Origin of the sequence: Mycobacterium intracellulare ATCC 13950 (assembly GCF_000277125.1) — a bacterium.
GTDB lineage: Bacteria > Actinomycetota > Actinomycetes > Mycobacteriales > Mycobacteriaceae > Mycobacterium > Mycobacterium intracellulare.
Genome location: NC_016946.1, coordinates 592862 through 607972, shown reverse-complemented (window position 1 = coordinate 607972; position 15111 = coordinate 592862). Strand labels below are relative to the sequence as shown.

The window sequence follows — 15111 nt, the reverse complement described above, 5'->3', positions numbered from 1 at the left end:
AATCGCCATGGCGTTACGCTCGCGGAGATGAGCGCACCGTTCGACTGGAACCTCCCCTACGCCTGGCCCCGCAAGCCCGTCGTGGCGGAAAATGTTGTGTGCACATCGCAACCGCTCGCCGCCCAGGCTGGCCTGCGGATGCTCGCCGAGGGCGGCAGCGCGGTCGACGCGGCCATAGCCACCGCCATCACGCTGACGATCGTGGAGCCGGTTTCCAACGGCATCGGCTCGGACGCCTTTGCCATCGTGTGGGATGGCAAGCAATTGCACGGGCTGAACGCATCGGGCCGCTCCCCGGCGGGCTGGACTCCGGAATACTTTGGCGGAGAAGCCGTTCCCCTCTTCGGGTGGAATTCGGTGACCGTGCCGGGCGCGGTGTCGGCGTGGACCGAACTGCACTCCAAGTTTGGCAAGCTGCCGTTCGAGCGGCTCTTCGAGCCCGCGATCTCCTACGGCCGCAACGGCTTTCTGGTTTCGCCGACGGTGGCCGAGCAGTGGGCGGCCCAGGTGCCGCTCTTCGAGAGGCAGCCGGGTTTCGCCGAGGCGTTTCTGCCGGGCGGGCGGGCGCCGAAACCCGGCGAGCGATTCAGCCTGCCCGATCACGCGGCCACACTCGAGGCGATCGCCGCCAGCCGCGGCGAGGCGTTCTACCGCGGGGTGCTGGCCGCCAAACTCGAGGCGCACGCGTCGGCCCACGGCGGTGTCATGCGGGGTAGCGACCTCGCGGCGCACCGCGCCGACTGGGTGGGCACTGTCGACGGCGGCTACCGCGGATACACCGTGCACGAGATTCCGCCCAACGGGCAGGGGATCGTCGCGCTGATCGCCCTGGGCATCCTGGAGCGCTTCGACATGGCGTCGCTGCCACCGGATTCCGCCGACAGCGTGCACCTGCAGATCGAAGCGGTGAAGCTCGCGTTCGCCGACGTCCAGGCGTATGTCGCCGACATCGAGCACATGCCGCTGCGGCCCGAACACCTGTTGGACACGGACTACCTGGCGCAGCGCGCCGCGCTGATCGACCGCGCGAGGGCGAAGCCGGCCTCCGCGGGCGCCCCGACGGGCGGAACCGTCTACCTGACCGCGGCCGACGCCGCGGGGATGATGGTGTCGATGATCCAGTCGAACTACATGGGATTCGGTTCCGGCGTGGTGGTGCCCGGCACCGGCATCTCGCTGCAAAACCGGGGCGCGAATTTCCTTGCGACGAAAGGCCATCCGAACGTCGTGGGCCCGAACAAGCGCCCCTTCCACACCATCATTCCGGCCTTCGTGACCAAGGATGGGGCCCCGGTGATGAGCTTCGGGGTGATGGGCGGAATGATGCAGCCGCAGGGACATGTGCAGGTGATGGTGCGCATCGCCGACCACGGGCAGAACCCGCAGGCGGCGTGTGACGGCCCGCGGTTCCGGTGGGTGGAGGGGACGCAGGTCAGCTGCGAAAAGGGTTTCCCCGCTGCGACGCTCGACGAATTGCGCCGGCGCGGGCACGACCTGGTCGCCGTCGACGACTACAACCAATTCGGCAGCTGCCAGGCGATCTGGCGGCTCGACGGCGGCTATTTCGCTGCCAGCGATCCGCGCCGCGACGGACAGGCGGTCGCCTTCTAACGCCTTTTAGACGCGGATCTGGCCTTCGGCCGCCAGCTGGGCGATGTCGTTGCGGAAATGACTGCCCGGCAGTCGAATCGAACGTAGGACGTCATACGCGTGATCTCGCGCTGCCGAGAGGTCGGCGCCGGTTCCCACCACCGACAGCACGCGGCCACCCGAGGAGACGATTTCGCCGTCCTCGCGTCGCGCGGTTCCGGCGTGCAGCACCCCGTCGGCCTCGGAGCCGACGATGACGTCGCCCACCCGAGGACGCCCGGGATAGTTCTCCGCCGCGAGCACCACCGTCACCGCGGCACCGTCGTGCCAGCGCAGCTCGCCGAACTCCGTCAACGTGCCGCTGCCCGCCGCGTACAGGAGCTGGCCGAGTGGCGATTCCAGCAGTGCCAGCACCGCTTGGGTCTCGGGATCGCCGAAGCGGCAGTTGAATTCAACCACCGCGGGCCCGTTTGCGGTGATCGCGAGCCCGGCATACAGCAATCCGCTGAACGGGCAGCCACGCGCAACCATCTCGGCCGCAACGGGTTCGACGATGTTGCCGACGATGTCGCGATAGACCTCGTCGGGAAGCCACGGGACCGGCGCGTAGGCGCCCATGCCGCCGGTGTTGGGTCCGCTGTCGCCGTCGCCGACGCGCTTGAAGTCCTGCGCCGGCAGCAGCGGCACCACGGTCGCGCCGTCGACGACGCAGAACAGCGACACCTCGGGACCGTCCAGATACGACTCCAGCAGCACCGGGTGGCCGGCTTCGAGCAGCCCGGCGGCGTGCGCTCGCGCCGCACCGCGATCCGCGGTCACCACCACTCCCTTGCCGGCGGCGAGGCGGTCGTCCTTCACCACCCACGCCGCATCGCCGGCCGGCGGACCAAAGCGGTCCAGGGCGGCGTCCAAAAGTGCGGGGCTGTCGACGATTTCGGTGGCCGCGGTGCGCACGCCGGCCGAGGCCATGACCTCTTTGGCGAACGCCTTGGAGCCTTCGATGCGGGCGGCGTCCTTGCCGGGGCCGAAGCAGACGATGCCGGCCGACCGCAGCGCGTCGGCCACCCCGAGGACCAGCGGCACCTCGGGACCGATGACCACCAGGTCGGCGCGCACCGCTCGGGCCAGGGCGACGACATCCTCCGCCGAGGTGACGTCGACGTCGTGCTGCTCGGCCAGCCGGGCGGTGCCGGCGTTGCCCGGGGCGATGGCCAGCCCCGTGACCTGCGGGTCTTTGCGCAGCGCCAGCAGCAGCGCATGCTCACGGGCACCGGAACCGATCACCAGGACGCGCACGACACGTCAGACTAGCCGGGCCAACCTGCTCACGCCCACAGTCCCCACGCTCAGAGGATTTTCTCGAGCAGGCTCCTGAGGTCGTTGCGCTGGGCGACGGTGAGCCGCCCGAGGCGCTTGTCGAACTCGTCGGAAAGCAGCTTCAGGCCGTCCCTGGCGGCCCGGCGCCCGGTCGTCGTGAGCTGCAGCCGGTGCCGGCGCAAATCGGACGGGTCGATCTCGCGGCGCACGAACCCCGCGGCCTCGAGCCGTTTCAGGTAGAGCGTCACCGTCGCCTTGGGCATGCTCAGGGTCGCGGCCAGCTCGGCCGGATAGGGATGCTCGTCGATCTCGGCGAGCAGGAAAAGCTCCTTGGATTCGAGGCCCAGCGCGCAGATGTCCGCCTCGGCGCACGAGATGACCGACAGCAGCACCCGATAGTTCAGCGACCAGATCTTGGCCGCATCCACTGCAGACGACTTGCCAGATCGTTCAGACATAAACTAGTTTTGTTATGAACAACCTCATGGTCGAACAATCTACCAGGAAGTGGGCAACATGCCGCTGGATCAATACGTGACACTCGGACGCTCCGGTTTGCGCGTCAGCCCCCTTTGCCTGGGCGCGATGACCTTTGGCGAAGACCTCGGCTGGGGCAGCAGTGTCGAGGAGTCACAACAGATCATCGACCGCTACATCGAACTCGGCGGCAATTTCATCGACACCGCCAACTTCTACACCCGAAGCCATTCCGAGAAGATCATCGGTGACCACGTCGGGCGCCACCCCGCCCGCCGCGATCGGTTGACGATCGCCACCAAGTTCAGCGGCAACCTGTATCCGGGTGATCCCAACGGCGGCGGCTCGGGCCGCAAATCACTGATCAGCGCCTGCGAAAATTCGTTGCGTCGCTTGCAAACCGACTACATCGATTTGTACTGGCTGCACATCTGGGACGCCAACACCCCGATCGAGGAGACCATGGCGGCACTCGACGACCTCGTGCGTGCCGGCAAGGTGCGCTACATCGGGGTTTCGGACACCCCGGCGTGGAAGATCGCCGAAGCCAACCTCCTCGCGCGCTTCCGCGGCTGGTCGGCGTTCATCGGGCTGCAGGTCGAGTACTCGCTGCTGGAGCGCACCATCGAACAGGAACTCGTGCCGATGGCGTCCGAATTCGGCCTCGGCATCACGCCGTGGTCGCCGTTGAAGGGCGGCGTACTCAGCGGCAAGTACACCCGCGCCAACAGCGGCCGGCACGACGCCGACCGCGGCGCCATGGTGGATGCCTTTCTCAACGAGAAGACCTACGCCGTCATCGATGAACTCGAGGTCATCGCGAGAGCGCACGAGACGAATGTCGCCAGCGTGGCGCTGGCCTGGGTCCGCGCGCAGCGTGCCGTCTCGTCCGTCATCATCGGCGCGCGGCGGCTCTCCCAGCTCGAGGACAACGTCCGGGCCGCCGACGTGAACCTGGGCGCCAACGAGCTGGCTCGGCTGGACGCGTTGACCAAACCGAGGCTCGGTTTCCCGCACAACATGCTGGAGCTGGCGCCGGGCATCATCAACGGCGGAACGACGATCAACGGGGTCTCCGCGCCGATCTCCGAATACGTGATGCCCGAAGGCGTTCAGCCGTACTGAGATTGACCGATCACTCGCCCGAGTGCATCTTCAGCGCGGCATCCACGTTGGCCTTCTTGTCCTCGCCGCCCCCCTTCGCCGCCGCCTTCTTGCGCTTGGCCACCACGGCGTCGACCGCGCCATTGAGGGCCGAACCCAGCGGGAAGCCGAGGTAGTGGGTGAGGAAGACGGCCATCTCCTTCAGTTCGGTCTCGGAGAGTTCGCCGTTGAGGAGCGCGGCGTTGATCTGGATCTCGGCCAGGTCGCGGTTCCCGATCGCGGTCACGGCCGTCAGCGTCATGATGCGCTTGTCGCGCATCGACAATCCCGGCCGCGTCCAGATGCTGCCGAACAGGTGATCGACGGTCAGGTCGAAGTACGCGTCGCCTTCGACGTTGGGCATCTCCCAGCCGTAGACCTCGTTCATCTTCGCGAGACCCTTGCTGCGCAGCTCGTCCATTACGCCTCTTTCTTCGTGTGTGGCACCCCGAGGCCGGCGGCCAATCGCTCGTAGGCCAACTGCGCGAGCGGTAGATCGACCGACACCGACTCGCCGAGGGCCAATGCCAGGCTCAGATCCTTCTCCCCCAGCCCCCGGGTGTGCAGGAACGGCTGGTACAGGAAGTTGTCCGGCTCGAGGTCTTTCATGTCCTCACGCACCATGATCGCCCCAGGGCCACCGGTGAGAGCGTCGGTATGACGCACCACCCGTCCGAGCGCCTGCAGATCCAGCCCGGCCGCCTCGGCGAGTTTCATGGCCTCGCACGCGGCGGCATACGAGGTGAACGTCAACATGTTGCGGGCCAACTTCATTCGGGTACCCGCACCCGGCTCACCGGCGTGGATGACCACGGCCGCCCAGTGTTTGAACGCCGGCTTGATCCGCTCGTACACCTCGCGGTCGGCGCCCACCATGGTGGCGAGCTCACCCTTCGCGGCGGCGGCCGCGCCGCCGCTGACCGGGGCGTCGACGATGTGGATGCCCCGCTCTTTGAGATCGCGGGCCAGGTCGACGGCCGTGGTGTCGCTGATCGTCGAGTGGATGGCGATGACCGTCCCGGGCTCGGCGTGCGCGGCCAGCTCGCCGACCACCTCGCGAACCTGGGCGTCGTTGAGCACGGTGATGTGGATGATGTCGGCGGCCGCGACGTCGGCGACGCTGTCGGCCAGGCGGGCGCCCTTTTCGGCCAGTGGGGTCATCGCATCGGTCCGAATGTCGAAAACCGTTACCCCGCCCGGCCATTCGGTCATCTTCGTGGCCATCGGAGCGCCCATATTGCCCAGCCCGATATAGCCCAGCTTGAGCGCTTCAGTCATGCGCCACTCCTCCTCATCGCTTCGCTCTGCATCGTCGCCGGCGGCTATGACCGGATTATCTGTCCGCCGTCGACATTGAAGATCTGCCCGGTGATCCACGACGCCTCGTCGGACAGCAGGAACAGGCACATGCCGACCAGGTCCGCCGGCGTGCCCATTCGCGACAGCGGCAGGCCCTTGACGATGTCGGCGACGATCTCTTGAGGGGTGGTGGTCCGGTTGGCCTCGGTGTCGATGGGGCCGGGCGCGATCGCGTTGATCCGGATCTTCTGGCCGCCCAGCTCGCGGGACAGTTGCTGCGTCAGGCCGTTGAGGCCGACCTTGGCCAGGCCGTAGTAGTTCGAGTACAGCCAGGCAGCGGTGGACGACTGGTTGACGATCGCCCCACCGCCGCGCTTGGCCATCTTCTTGTACACCGCACGCGTGCACCACAACGCCCCGTCGAGGTTCACGCTCATGAACTTCTTGTAGTACTCCGGGTCGATGGTGAGCAAGAAGTCCAACTTCATGCCCCCGAAGATGGCGGCGTTGTTGACCAGGTAGTCGATGCCGCCGAATTCGGCCAGCGTGCGGTCGGCCATCGCCTTGGCCGACGCCGGATCGGACACGTCGACCGGAACGCTGATCGCGGTTCCGCCGTCGGCCACGATCTGCTTGGCGACCGACTCGGCCGCCTCGGCGTTGATGTCGGCGACCACCACCGCGGCACCCTCGCGCGCCAGGGCCTCGGCGTAGGCCTGCCCGATGCCGCCCCCGGACCCGGTGACGATGCCGACCTTGTTCTCGAATCGCATGCTCTTGAGGCTCCTCTAGTTAATCGCTGTCGCAATGGTTTTGGTTTCCAGGTACTCCTCGAAACCGGCCAGGCCCATCTCGCGTCCGTTTCCGGACTGCTTGTAACCGCCGAAGGGCGCGTCGGCCGAGTACCACACGCCGCCGTTGACATTGATCGTGCCCGCGCGGACGCGCGCGGCGACCCGGGCCGCCCGGTCGGGGTCAGCGCCGAACACGGTGCCCGATAGGCCGTATGGCGAGTCGTTGGCGATGCGGACGGCGTCGTCGTCGCCGTCGTGCGGGATCACCGTCAGGACCGGGCCGAAGATCTCCTCGCGCGCGCAGCGCGCGTCGTTGCCCAGCCCCGCGATCACCGTGGGCTCGATGAAGAAGCCGACTTCGCGGTCGGCCGGCCGGCCGCCTCCGCAGGCGAACGTCCCGCCCTCGGCGATCGCCGAGTCGAGGTAGCCCTGTATCCGGTCACGCTGGCGCGCCGAAATCACTGGCCCGCAGATGGTTCCGGGGTCGGTGGGGTCGCCGGCCTTGATGCCGCCCATCGTCGCGGCCGCGACGGAGACGGCCTCGTCGTACTTCGCCCGCGGCACCACCAGCCGGGTGGTGATCGCGCAGCCTTGCCCCGCGTGCATGCACACCGAGAACGCGGCCACGCCCACCGCGCCGCCGAGGTCGGCGTCGTCGAGGACGATGAACGCCGACTTGCCGCCCAGCTCGAGGAAGACCTTCTTGATGGTCGCCGCGCCGTCGGCCATCACGCTGCGCCCGGTCGCCGTCGACCCGGTGAACGAAATCATGTCCACCCGTGGGTCTTTCGATAGCAACGCGCCGACACCGTGGTCGTCCGAGGTGACGATGTTGATGACGCCGGGCGGAAAGTCGGTGTGCTCGGCGATGAGTTCCCCCAGCACGGCGGCGCACCAGGGGGTGTCGGGTGCCGGCTTGAGGACGACGCTGTTTCCGGCGGCCAGGGCGGGCCCGATCTTGGCGAGGTTGATCTGGTGCGGAAAGTTCCACGGGGTGATGGCGCCGACGACGCCGACGGCCTCACGCGCGATGGTGCGCCTGGTGGGGATGCCCATCGGCGACGCCTCGCCGAGATCCTGGTTGTACTCGTAGGATTCGGCGGTGTCCGCGGCGAACGCCAGGTCGTTGACCGGGACTTCGAGCTGGGCGATGCTGGTGAGCATTCGCGGCGCCCCGACTTCCGCGATGGTCAGGTCGCGCAGCTCTTCGAGGTGCTGCTTCATCGCCTCGCGCAGTTGCCGCACGCAGCGCACCCGCAATTCGGTGTTGCGCGACCAGTCCGTCTCATCGAAGGCTCGCCGCGCGGCATCGATCGCGCGGTCCATGTCGGCGGCGTCGGCGTTGGCCGCGACCCCGAGCACTTCCTCGGTCGCCGGGTTGACCGTGGCAAAGGTGCCGGCGCTCCCGGCCGACATCTTGCCGTCGATGAAGAGTTCGCTCACGCCGCCGGCCAGCAAGGCCATGTCCCGCTCCTGTCTGTGCGCGGTCAACCCGGCACGCCAATCTAGTGGACAGTTGTCCGATATCGTCCGATCGAACCATAGTCTCCTGGCCAGCGGCGGTGCAAGGGCGGATCCCGTTCGGCTGGAATACTCGCCCCAAAACCGCAGATTAACCACAATGTTTCCCGGACGGACTTGCTTCGCGCCGACACCATCCACTAGCTTGGACATGTGTCCAGCGATGCACTGGCGATCACCTCCGACGCCGACCGTCAGACCGGCCAGACGCCGCGCAACCGGCGTCAAGAGGAGACCTTCCGGAAAGTATTGGCCGCCGGCATCGAAACGTTGCGCGAAAAGTCCTACGCCGACCTGACCGTGCGCGCGGTGGCGGCCCGCGCCAAGGTGGCGCCCGCCACCGCCTACACCTACTTCTCGTCGAAGAATCACCTGATCGCCGAGGTCTACCTGGACCTGGTGCGGCAGGTCCCCTACTTCACCGACGTCAACGACCCGATGCCCAGCAGGGTGGAACAGGTGCTGCGCCATCTGGCCCTGGTGGTCGCCGACGAGCCCGAAGTCAGCGCCGCCTGCACGACGGCCTTGCTCAGCGGCGGGGCGGACCCCGCGGTGCGCGCCGCCCGCGACCGCATCGGCGTGGAGATCCACCGCAGGATCACATCCGCGATGGGCCCCAACGCCGATCCCACGACCGTGTCCGCACTGGAGATGTCCTTTTTCGGCGCGCTGGTCCAGGGCGGCAGTGGCGAATTCAGCTACCGCGAGATCGCCGACCGGCTGGCCTACGTGGTCCGGCTGATCCTGACCGGCGCCAAAGACACCAGCCCAGAGACAGAGGCAGGAACCTAAGCGATGACCGTCCACGTTGGCGACCACGAGCTGGTCCTCGATCCGTACGATTACGACTTCCACGAGGATCCGTACCCGTACTACAAGCGTCTTCGCGACGACGCCCCGCTGTATCGCAATGAAGAACTGAAGTTCTGGGCGCTGTCCCGGCACCAAGACGTGCTGCAGGGATTCCGCAACAGCACCACGCTGTCCAACAAGTACGGCGTCTCGCTGGATCCGGCGTCGCGCGGCCCGCACGCCAGTAAGACGATGAGCTTTCTCGCGATGGACGATCCGGCCCACCTGCGGCTGCGCACGCTGGTCTCAAAAGGCTTCACCCCGCGCCGGATTCGCGAACTCGAACCCCGGGTCACCGAGATCGCCACGCAGCACCTCGACACGATGCTGGCCAAGGCGGAGAACGGCACCGTCGACTATGTCGACGAGTTCGCCGGCAAGCTGCCCATGGACGTCATCTCCGAGTTGATGGGTGTGCCCGAGCCGGACCGAGACCAGGTCCGCGCCTGGGCCGACGGGGTGATGCACCGCGACGAGGGCGTCACCGACGTGCCGCCCGAGGCCGTCGAGGCCTCCCTCAACCTCATCGTCTACTACCAACAGATGGTGGCCGAGCGGCGCGAGCAATTGACGGACGATCTGACGTCGGCGCTGCTGGAAGCCGAGATCGACGGCGACCGGCTCACCGACGACGAGGTGCTCGGCTTCATGTTCCTGATGGTGATCGCGGGAAACGAGACCACCACCAAACTGCTTGCCAACGCCGCCTTTTGGGGTCATAAGAACCCCGATCAGCTGACTCCGGTCTACGACGATCTGTCCCGGGTGCCGCTGTGGGTCGAGGAGACCCTGCGCTACGACACCTCCAGCCAGATCCTGGCCCGCACCGTGTCCGGCGAGCTCACCCTCTACGACACCACCATTCCCGACGGCGACGTCCTGTTGCTGTTGCCCGGTTCGGGCCATCGTGACGAGCGGGTCTTCGACCACCCTGACGACTATGTGATCGGGCGCGAAATCGGGCCCAAGCTATTGAGTTTCGGTAGCGGCGCACACTTCTGCCTGGGCGCGCATCTGGCGCGGATGGAAGCCCGGGTGGCGCTCACCGAGTTGTTCAAGCGAATCCGCGGCTATGAAGTGGACGAGGCCAACGCCGTCCGCGTCCACTCCAGCAATGTCCGCGGATTCGCCCACCTACCAATGAGCGTGGAGGTCCGCTGAATGCCCCGCTTTGAGCCCCTGCCCGAACGCCGGCCCGCCATCGTGGCCGGCGCGTCCTCCGGCATCGGGGAGGCCGCCGCCATCGACCTCGCGGCGCACGGCTTCCCGGTCGCCCTGGGCGCACGCCGGGTCGAGAAGCTCGACGACATCGTCGGCAAGATCAACGCCGACGGCGGCGAGGCGGTCGGGTTTCACCTCGATGTGACCGATCCAAATTCGGTGAAATCCTTTGTGGCCCAGTCGGTCGACGCGCTCGGCGACATCGAGGTGCTGGTGGCCGGGGCGGGCGACACGTACTTCGGCAAGCTCGCCGAGATCACCACCGACGAATTCGAGTCCCAGCTGCAGATCCACCTCGTCGGCGCCAACCGGCTGGCCGCCGCGGTGCTGCCGGGCATGCTGGAGCGCCAGCGGGGCGACCTGATCTTCGTCGGTTCCGATGTCGCCCTGCGCCAGCGGCCGCACATGGGGGCCTACGGCGCGGCCAAGGCCGCGCTCGTGGCGATGGTCACCAACTTCCAGATGGAGCTCGAGGGCACGGGCGTGCGGGCCTCGATCGTGCATCCCGGCCCGACGAAGACGTCGATGGGGTGGAGCCTGCCCGCCGAGAAGATCGGTCCCGCACTGGAAGATTGGGCCAAGTGGGGGCAGGCCCGCCACGACTACTTCCTGCGGGCGTCCGATCTCGCGCGGGCGATTACGTTCGTCGCGGAGACGCCGCGGGGCGGCTTCGTCGCCAACATGGAGCTCCAGCCCGAGGCGCCGTTAGCAGACAACAAAGATCGCCAGAAGCTCGCACTCGGCGAAGAGGGGATGCCAGGACAATGACGACCACTTCGCGAATCGACGATGCGGCGCGCATCGCGCGCCGAGGAGGAGTGAGCAGATGACCACCGCGATCGTGCCCCGGGTTTCCGGCGGTGAAGAGGAGCACGGCCACCTCGAGGAATTCCGCACCGACCCAATCGGTTTGATGAAACGCGTCCGTGACGAGTGCGGCGACGTCGGCTGGTTCCAGCTGGCCGGAAAGCACGTCATCCTGTTGTCGGGCGCGGGCGCCAACGAGTTCTTCTTCCGCTCCGCCGACGAAGACCTGGATCAGGCCGAGGCCTACCCCTTCATGACGCCGATCTTCGGTAAGGGCGTGGTGTTCGACGCCAGCCCCGAGCGGCGCAAGGAGATGCTGCACAACTCGGCGCTGCGCGGCGAGCAGATGAAGGGCCACGCCAGCACCATCGAGGGCGAAGTCAAGAAGATGATCGCCGACTGGGGCGACGAGGGCGAGATCGAGCTCCTCGACTTCTTCGCCGAGCTGACGATCTACACCTCGACGGCCTGCCTGATCGGTTTGAAGTTCCGCGAGCAGCTCGACCACCGGTTCGCCGAGTACTACCACGAGCTGGAACGCGGCACCGACCCGCTGTGCTACGTCGATCCGTACCTGCCGATCGACAGCTTCCGGCGCCGCGACGAGGCCCGCGTCAAACTCGTTGCGGTGGTTCAGGAGATCATGGACCAGCGGCTGGCCAACCCGCCGAAGGACAAGGCCGATCGCGACATGCTCGACGTGCTGGTGTCGATCAAGGACGAGGACGGCAATCTGCGGTTCTCCGCCGACGAGGTCACCGGCATGTTCATCTCGCTGATGTTCGCCGGGCACCACACGAGTTCGGGGACCTCGGCCTGGACGTTGATCGAGCTGATCCGCCATCCCGAGGTGTACGCCGAGGTGCTGGCCGAGCTCGAGGAGCTCTACGCCGACGGCCAGGAGGTGAGTTTCCATGCGCTGCGCTCGATTCCGAAGCTGGACAACGTGGTCAAGGAGACGCTGCGGCTGCACCCACCGCTGATCATCCTGATGCGGGTGGCCAAGGGCGAGTTCGAGGTCGAGGGCTTCCCGATACACAACGGCGACTACGTCGCGGCGTCCCCGGCGATCTCCAACCGGATTCCCGAGGACTTCCCCGACCCCGACGCGTTTCGGCCCGACCGCTACAACAAGCCCGAGCAGGCCGACATCGTCAACCGGTGGACCTGGATTCCGTTCGGTGCGGGTCGCCACCGCTGCGTGGGCGCCGCGTTCGCCCAGATGCAGATCAAGGCGATCTTCTCGGTGCTGTTGCGCGAGTACGACTTCGAGATGGCGCAACCGGCGGACAGCTATCACAACGATCACTCGAAGATGGTCGTGCAGCTCGCCCGGCCGGCCAAGGTCCGCTACCGCAAGCGCAACGCGTAAGGAGTAAGTCCGATGGGCGGATTCCGAATCGAAGCCGATCTGGATTTGTGTCAGGGCCACGCCATGTGCGAACTGGAGGCGCCCGACTACTTCCAGGTGCCCAAGCGGGGCAAGGTCGAGATCCTTGACCCCGAGCCCCCCGAAGACGCCCGCGACGAAGTCGAACGCGCGGTCGAGATGTGCCCAACACAAGCACTACTCATCAAAGAGAAAGAAGATTGACAGTGGCGTCACGCGAAGAGCTCGAGGCATGGGTCGACCGCTGGCTGCAAGCCAACAAGGACTGCGAAAAGGCCGGTGACTGGCGGCCATTGGCGGACTTCTATACCAAAGACGCGACCTACGGGTGGAACATCGGCCCCAAAGAAGACGTGATGTGCGTCGGCGTCGACGAGATCCGCGACATCGCTTTGGGTTTGGAGATGGAAGGCCTGGAGAACTGGGTGTATGAGTACCAGAAGGTGCTCATCGACGAGAAGCAGGGCGAGATCGTCGGCTTCTGGAAGCAGATCGTCAACAAGGCCGACGGCACCCAGGGCGAGATCTACGGCATCGGCGGCAGCTGGTTCCGGCTCAACGACGACCTGTTGATCGAGTGGCAGCGCGACTTCTTCGACTTCGGACACGTCGCGTACATGTACGGCAAGCTCATCGAGTCCGGCGACCTGAGCGAGGGCATGCAGCGGCGCATCGAACGCAGCATCGCGGGCGAGAAGCTGCCCGGCTACTACCCGCTCGGCGAAGCACCGGTCCCCATCTGGTGACCGAAGCAATGCCGGCAACCCGCTGCGCCCCGGCTACGCCGGGCTTGCGATCGCCGCGGGGAGCCAACCAAGCATTTGATTTGTTGCACGCGCTATGCTGACGCGACGAGGGTGCCTGTGGCATCCGTCACCTAGCTGGCCGGCATGAAGGGCCGGTCAGCGCTGATCAATTCCAAAGGCGAAATGGGGTCAGGACCATCGTGAAGACAAAAGGCGCACTGATCTGGGAGTTCAACCAGCCCTGGTCCATCGAGGAAATCGAGATCGGCGACCCGCAAGCGCATGAGGTCAAGATCCAGATGGAAGCGGCGGGCATGTGCCACTCCGACCATCACCTGGTCACCGGGGGTATCCCGATGGCCGGTTTCCCGGTGCTGGGCGGTCACGAGGGCGCCGGCATCGTCACCGAGGTCGGGCCGGGCGTGGAAGACATCGCGCCGGGTGACCACGTGGTGCTGTCGTTCATCCCGTCCTGCGGGCAGTGTCCGACCTGTCAGGCCGGCATGCGCAACCTCTGCGACCTGGGAGCCGGCCTGCTGGGCGGCGCCGCGGTGTCCGACGGGACCTTCCGCATCCAGGCCCGCGGCCAGAACGTCTTCCCCATGACGCTGCTGGGAACGTTCTCCCCCTACATGGTCGTGCACCGCAGCTCGGTGGTGAAGATCGACCCGTCGGTCCCGTTCGAGGTCGCCGCGCTGGTCGGCTGCGGTGTCACCACCGGCTACGGGTCGTCGGTCCGCACCGCTGACATCCGGCCGGGCCAAGACGTCGCCATCGTCGGCGTCGGCGGGGTCGGCATGGCCGCGCTGCAGGGCGCGGTCAACGCGGGCGCGCGCTACATCTTCGCGATCGACCCGGTGGAGTGGAAGCGCGACCAGGCGCTGAAGTTCGGTGCCACCCACGTCTACCCCGACATCATGGCCGCGATGGCCGGCATGGCCGAGGTCACCTACGGCCTGATGGCCCACAAGGTCGTCGTCACCGTGGGCGAGCTGCAGGGCGCCGACGTCGACAACTACCTCAACATCACCCAAAAGGGCGGGACCTGCGTGCTGACCGCCATCGGCAGCCTGCTGGACACCAACGTCAACCTCAACCTGGCGATGCTGACCCTGATGCAGAAGAACCTGCAGGGCACCATCTTCGGTGGCGGCAACCCGCAGTACGACATCCCGCAGCTGCTGTCGATGTACAAGGCCGGCAAGCTGAACCTGGACGACATGATCACCCGCCAATACCGGCTCGAGCAGATCAACGACGGCTACCAGGACATGCTGGACGGCAAGAACATTCGCGGAGTCATCCGCTACACCGACGCCGACCGGTAAAACCACCCGTCATCAGCCGCGTCTGCTGTGACCGGCTTTCCGCCACCTCATGGCGCCGGGGCGAACCGGCGCCATGGCGGTGTGCTGTCGAGCTCCCTCCTTGTGCCACAACGCAATCGGCTCACGGACGCCCATCGGGTTGACTCGTTCCGAGGCACCGGGTGCGCAAACTAGTGACAGGAGAAGAAATGACCGAAGCCGCAGCCGCGCAAGAATCCCAGGCATCCCCGGCCCTGGCCGCGTCGCAGTCCTCGTGGCGGTGCGTGCAGGCGCACGACCGGGCGGGCTGGTTGGCGCTGATGTCCGATGACGTCGTCATCGAGGACCCGATCGGCAAGTCCGTCACCAACCCCGACGGCACCGGTGTCCGTGGCAAGGAGGCCGTCGGCGCGTTCTTCGACACCAACATCGCGGCCAATCAGCTCTCCATCACCTGCGAGGAGACCTTCCCGTCGAGCTCCCCCGACGAGATCGCCCACATCTTGGTGCTCAACAGCAAATTCGAGGGCGGCCTGACCAGTTCGGTGCGCGGGGTGTTCACCTACAAGGTCAACGACGCCGGGTTGATCACCAACATGCGCGGCTACTGGAACCTGGAGATGATGCAGTTCGGCAAGGAGGAGTGA

16 protein-coding genes are annotated in these 15111 nt (G+C 66.6%); 10 read left to right on the top strand and 6 right to left on the bottom strand.

Annotated features, from left to right (window positions below; translation table 11 throughout):
- Window positions 1–27 precede the first annotated feature (27 nt).
- Entirely contained in the window at window positions 28–1611 is a 1584-nt protein-coding gene (locus OCU_RS28025) for a gamma-glutamyltransferase family protein (RefSeq protein ID WP_014379078.1), read from the top strand.
- 6 nt (window positions 1612–1617) lie between these two features.
- Here the strand turns inward: OCU_RS28025 and purD are convergent, their stop codons facing one another.
- Window positions 1618–2886 carry a phosphoribosylamine--glycine ligase gene (gene purD, locus OCU_RS28020; protein WP_014379077.1) on the bottom strand — a complete coding sequence of 423 codons (1269 nt, stop codon included), beginning with the start codon at window positions 2884–2886 and terminating at the stop codon, window positions 1618–1620.
- Window positions 2887–2936: 50 nt separating this feature from the next.
- Complete coding sequence (locus OCU_RS28015; RefSeq protein ID WP_225331791.1) at window positions 2937–3365, bottom strand: MarR family winged helix-turn-helix transcriptional regulator; 429 nt, start codon at window positions 3363–3365, stop codon at window positions 2937–2939.
- A gap of 49 nt (window positions 3366–3414) precedes the next feature.
- On the opposite strand from OCU_RS28015, the gene OCU_RS28010 reads away from it, so the two are divergent.
- Entirely contained in the window at window positions 3415–4509 is a 1095-nt protein-coding gene (locus tag OCU_RS28010; RefSeq protein WP_014379075.1) for an aldo/keto reductase, read from the top strand.
- Between the two features lie 10 nt (window positions 4510–4519).
- On the opposite strand, the gene OCU_RS28005 is transcribed toward OCU_RS28010, so the two are convergent.
- From OCU_RS28005 to OCU_RS27990, 4 genes are read right to left on the bottom strand one after another with little or no spacing between them, the layout of a single operon-like run.
- Complete coding sequence (locus OCU_RS28005; RefSeq protein WP_009951960.1) at window positions 4520–4948, bottom strand: carboxymuconolactone decarboxylase family protein; 429 nt, start codon at window positions 4946–4948, stop codon at window positions 4520–4522.
- The gene (locus OCU_RS28000) at window positions 4948–5805 is read right to left on the bottom strand and encodes an NAD(P)-dependent oxidoreductase (RefSeq protein WP_014379074.1); all 858 of its coding nucleotides are present in this window, start codon (window positions 5803–5805) and stop codon (window positions 4948–4950) included. The genes OCU_RS28005 and OCU_RS28000 overlap by 1 nt, the downstream gene beginning before the upstream one ends.
- Window positions 5806–5849: 44 nt before the next feature.
- Window positions 5850–6599, bottom strand: a complete 750-nt coding sequence (locus tag OCU_RS27995; protein WP_009951963.1) for an SDR family oxidoreductase — start codon at window positions 6597–6599, stop codon at window positions 5850–5852.
- 15 nt (window positions 6600–6614) lie between these two features.
- Window positions 6615–8084 carry an aldehyde dehydrogenase gene (locus OCU_RS27990; RefSeq protein WP_014379073.1) on the bottom strand — a complete coding sequence of 490 codons (1470 nt, stop codon included), beginning with the start codon at window positions 8082–8084 and terminating at the stop codon, window positions 6615–6617.
- 210 nt (window positions 8085–8294) lie between these two features.
- On the opposite strand from OCU_RS27990, the gene OCU_RS27985 reads away from it, so the two are divergent.
- The 8 genes from OCU_RS27985 (at window position 8295) to OCU_RS50875 (ending at window position 15111) form a co-directional block, all read left to right on the top strand.
- On the top strand, window positions 8295–8933 hold the full coding sequence (locus OCU_RS27985) for a TetR/AcrR family transcriptional regulator (RefSeq protein WP_009951967.1): 639 nt from the start codon (window positions 8295–8297) through the stop codon (window positions 8931–8933).
- A 3-nt stretch (window positions 8934–8936) separates the two neighbouring features.
- Window positions 8937–10154: a cytochrome P450 gene (locus OCU_RS27980; protein ID WP_014379072.1), complete on the top strand. Its 1218-nt coding sequence runs from the start codon at window positions 8937–8939 to the stop codon at window positions 10152–10154.
- Window positions 10155–10982 carry an SDR family oxidoreductase gene (locus OCU_RS27975; RefSeq protein WP_014379071.1) on the top strand — a complete coding sequence of 276 codons (828 nt, stop codon included), beginning with the start codon at window positions 10155–10157 and terminating at the stop codon, window positions 10980–10982.
- Window positions 10983–11040: 58 nt separating this feature from the next.
- On the top strand, window positions 11041–12393 hold the full coding sequence (locus OCU_RS27970; protein WP_014379070.1) for a cytochrome P450: 1353 nt from the start codon (window positions 11041–11043) through the stop codon (window positions 12391–12393).
- 12 nt (window positions 12394–12405) lie between these two features.
- Window positions 12406–12615: a ferredoxin gene (locus OCU_RS27965; protein ID WP_008263814.1), complete on the top strand. Its 210-nt coding sequence runs from the start codon at window positions 12406–12408 to the stop codon at window positions 12613–12615.
- Between the two features lie 2 nt (window positions 12616–12617).
- Window positions 12618–13157, top strand: a complete 540-nt coding sequence (locus OCU_RS27960) for a nuclear transport factor 2-like protein (RefSeq protein WP_008263812.1) — start codon at window positions 12618–12620, stop codon at window positions 13155–13157.
- A gap of 200 nt (window positions 13158–13357) precedes the next feature.
- Window positions 13358–14485: an NDMA-dependent alcohol dehydrogenase gene (locus OCU_RS27955; RefSeq protein WP_008263811.1), complete on the top strand. Its 1128-nt coding sequence runs from the start codon at window positions 13358–13360 to the stop codon at window positions 14483–14485.
- A 188-nt stretch (window positions 14486–14673) separates the two neighbouring features.
- Window positions 14674–15111, top strand: a complete 438-nt coding sequence (locus OCU_RS50875) for a ketosteroid isomerase family protein (protein WP_009951973.1) — start codon at window positions 14674–14676, stop codon at window positions 15109–15111.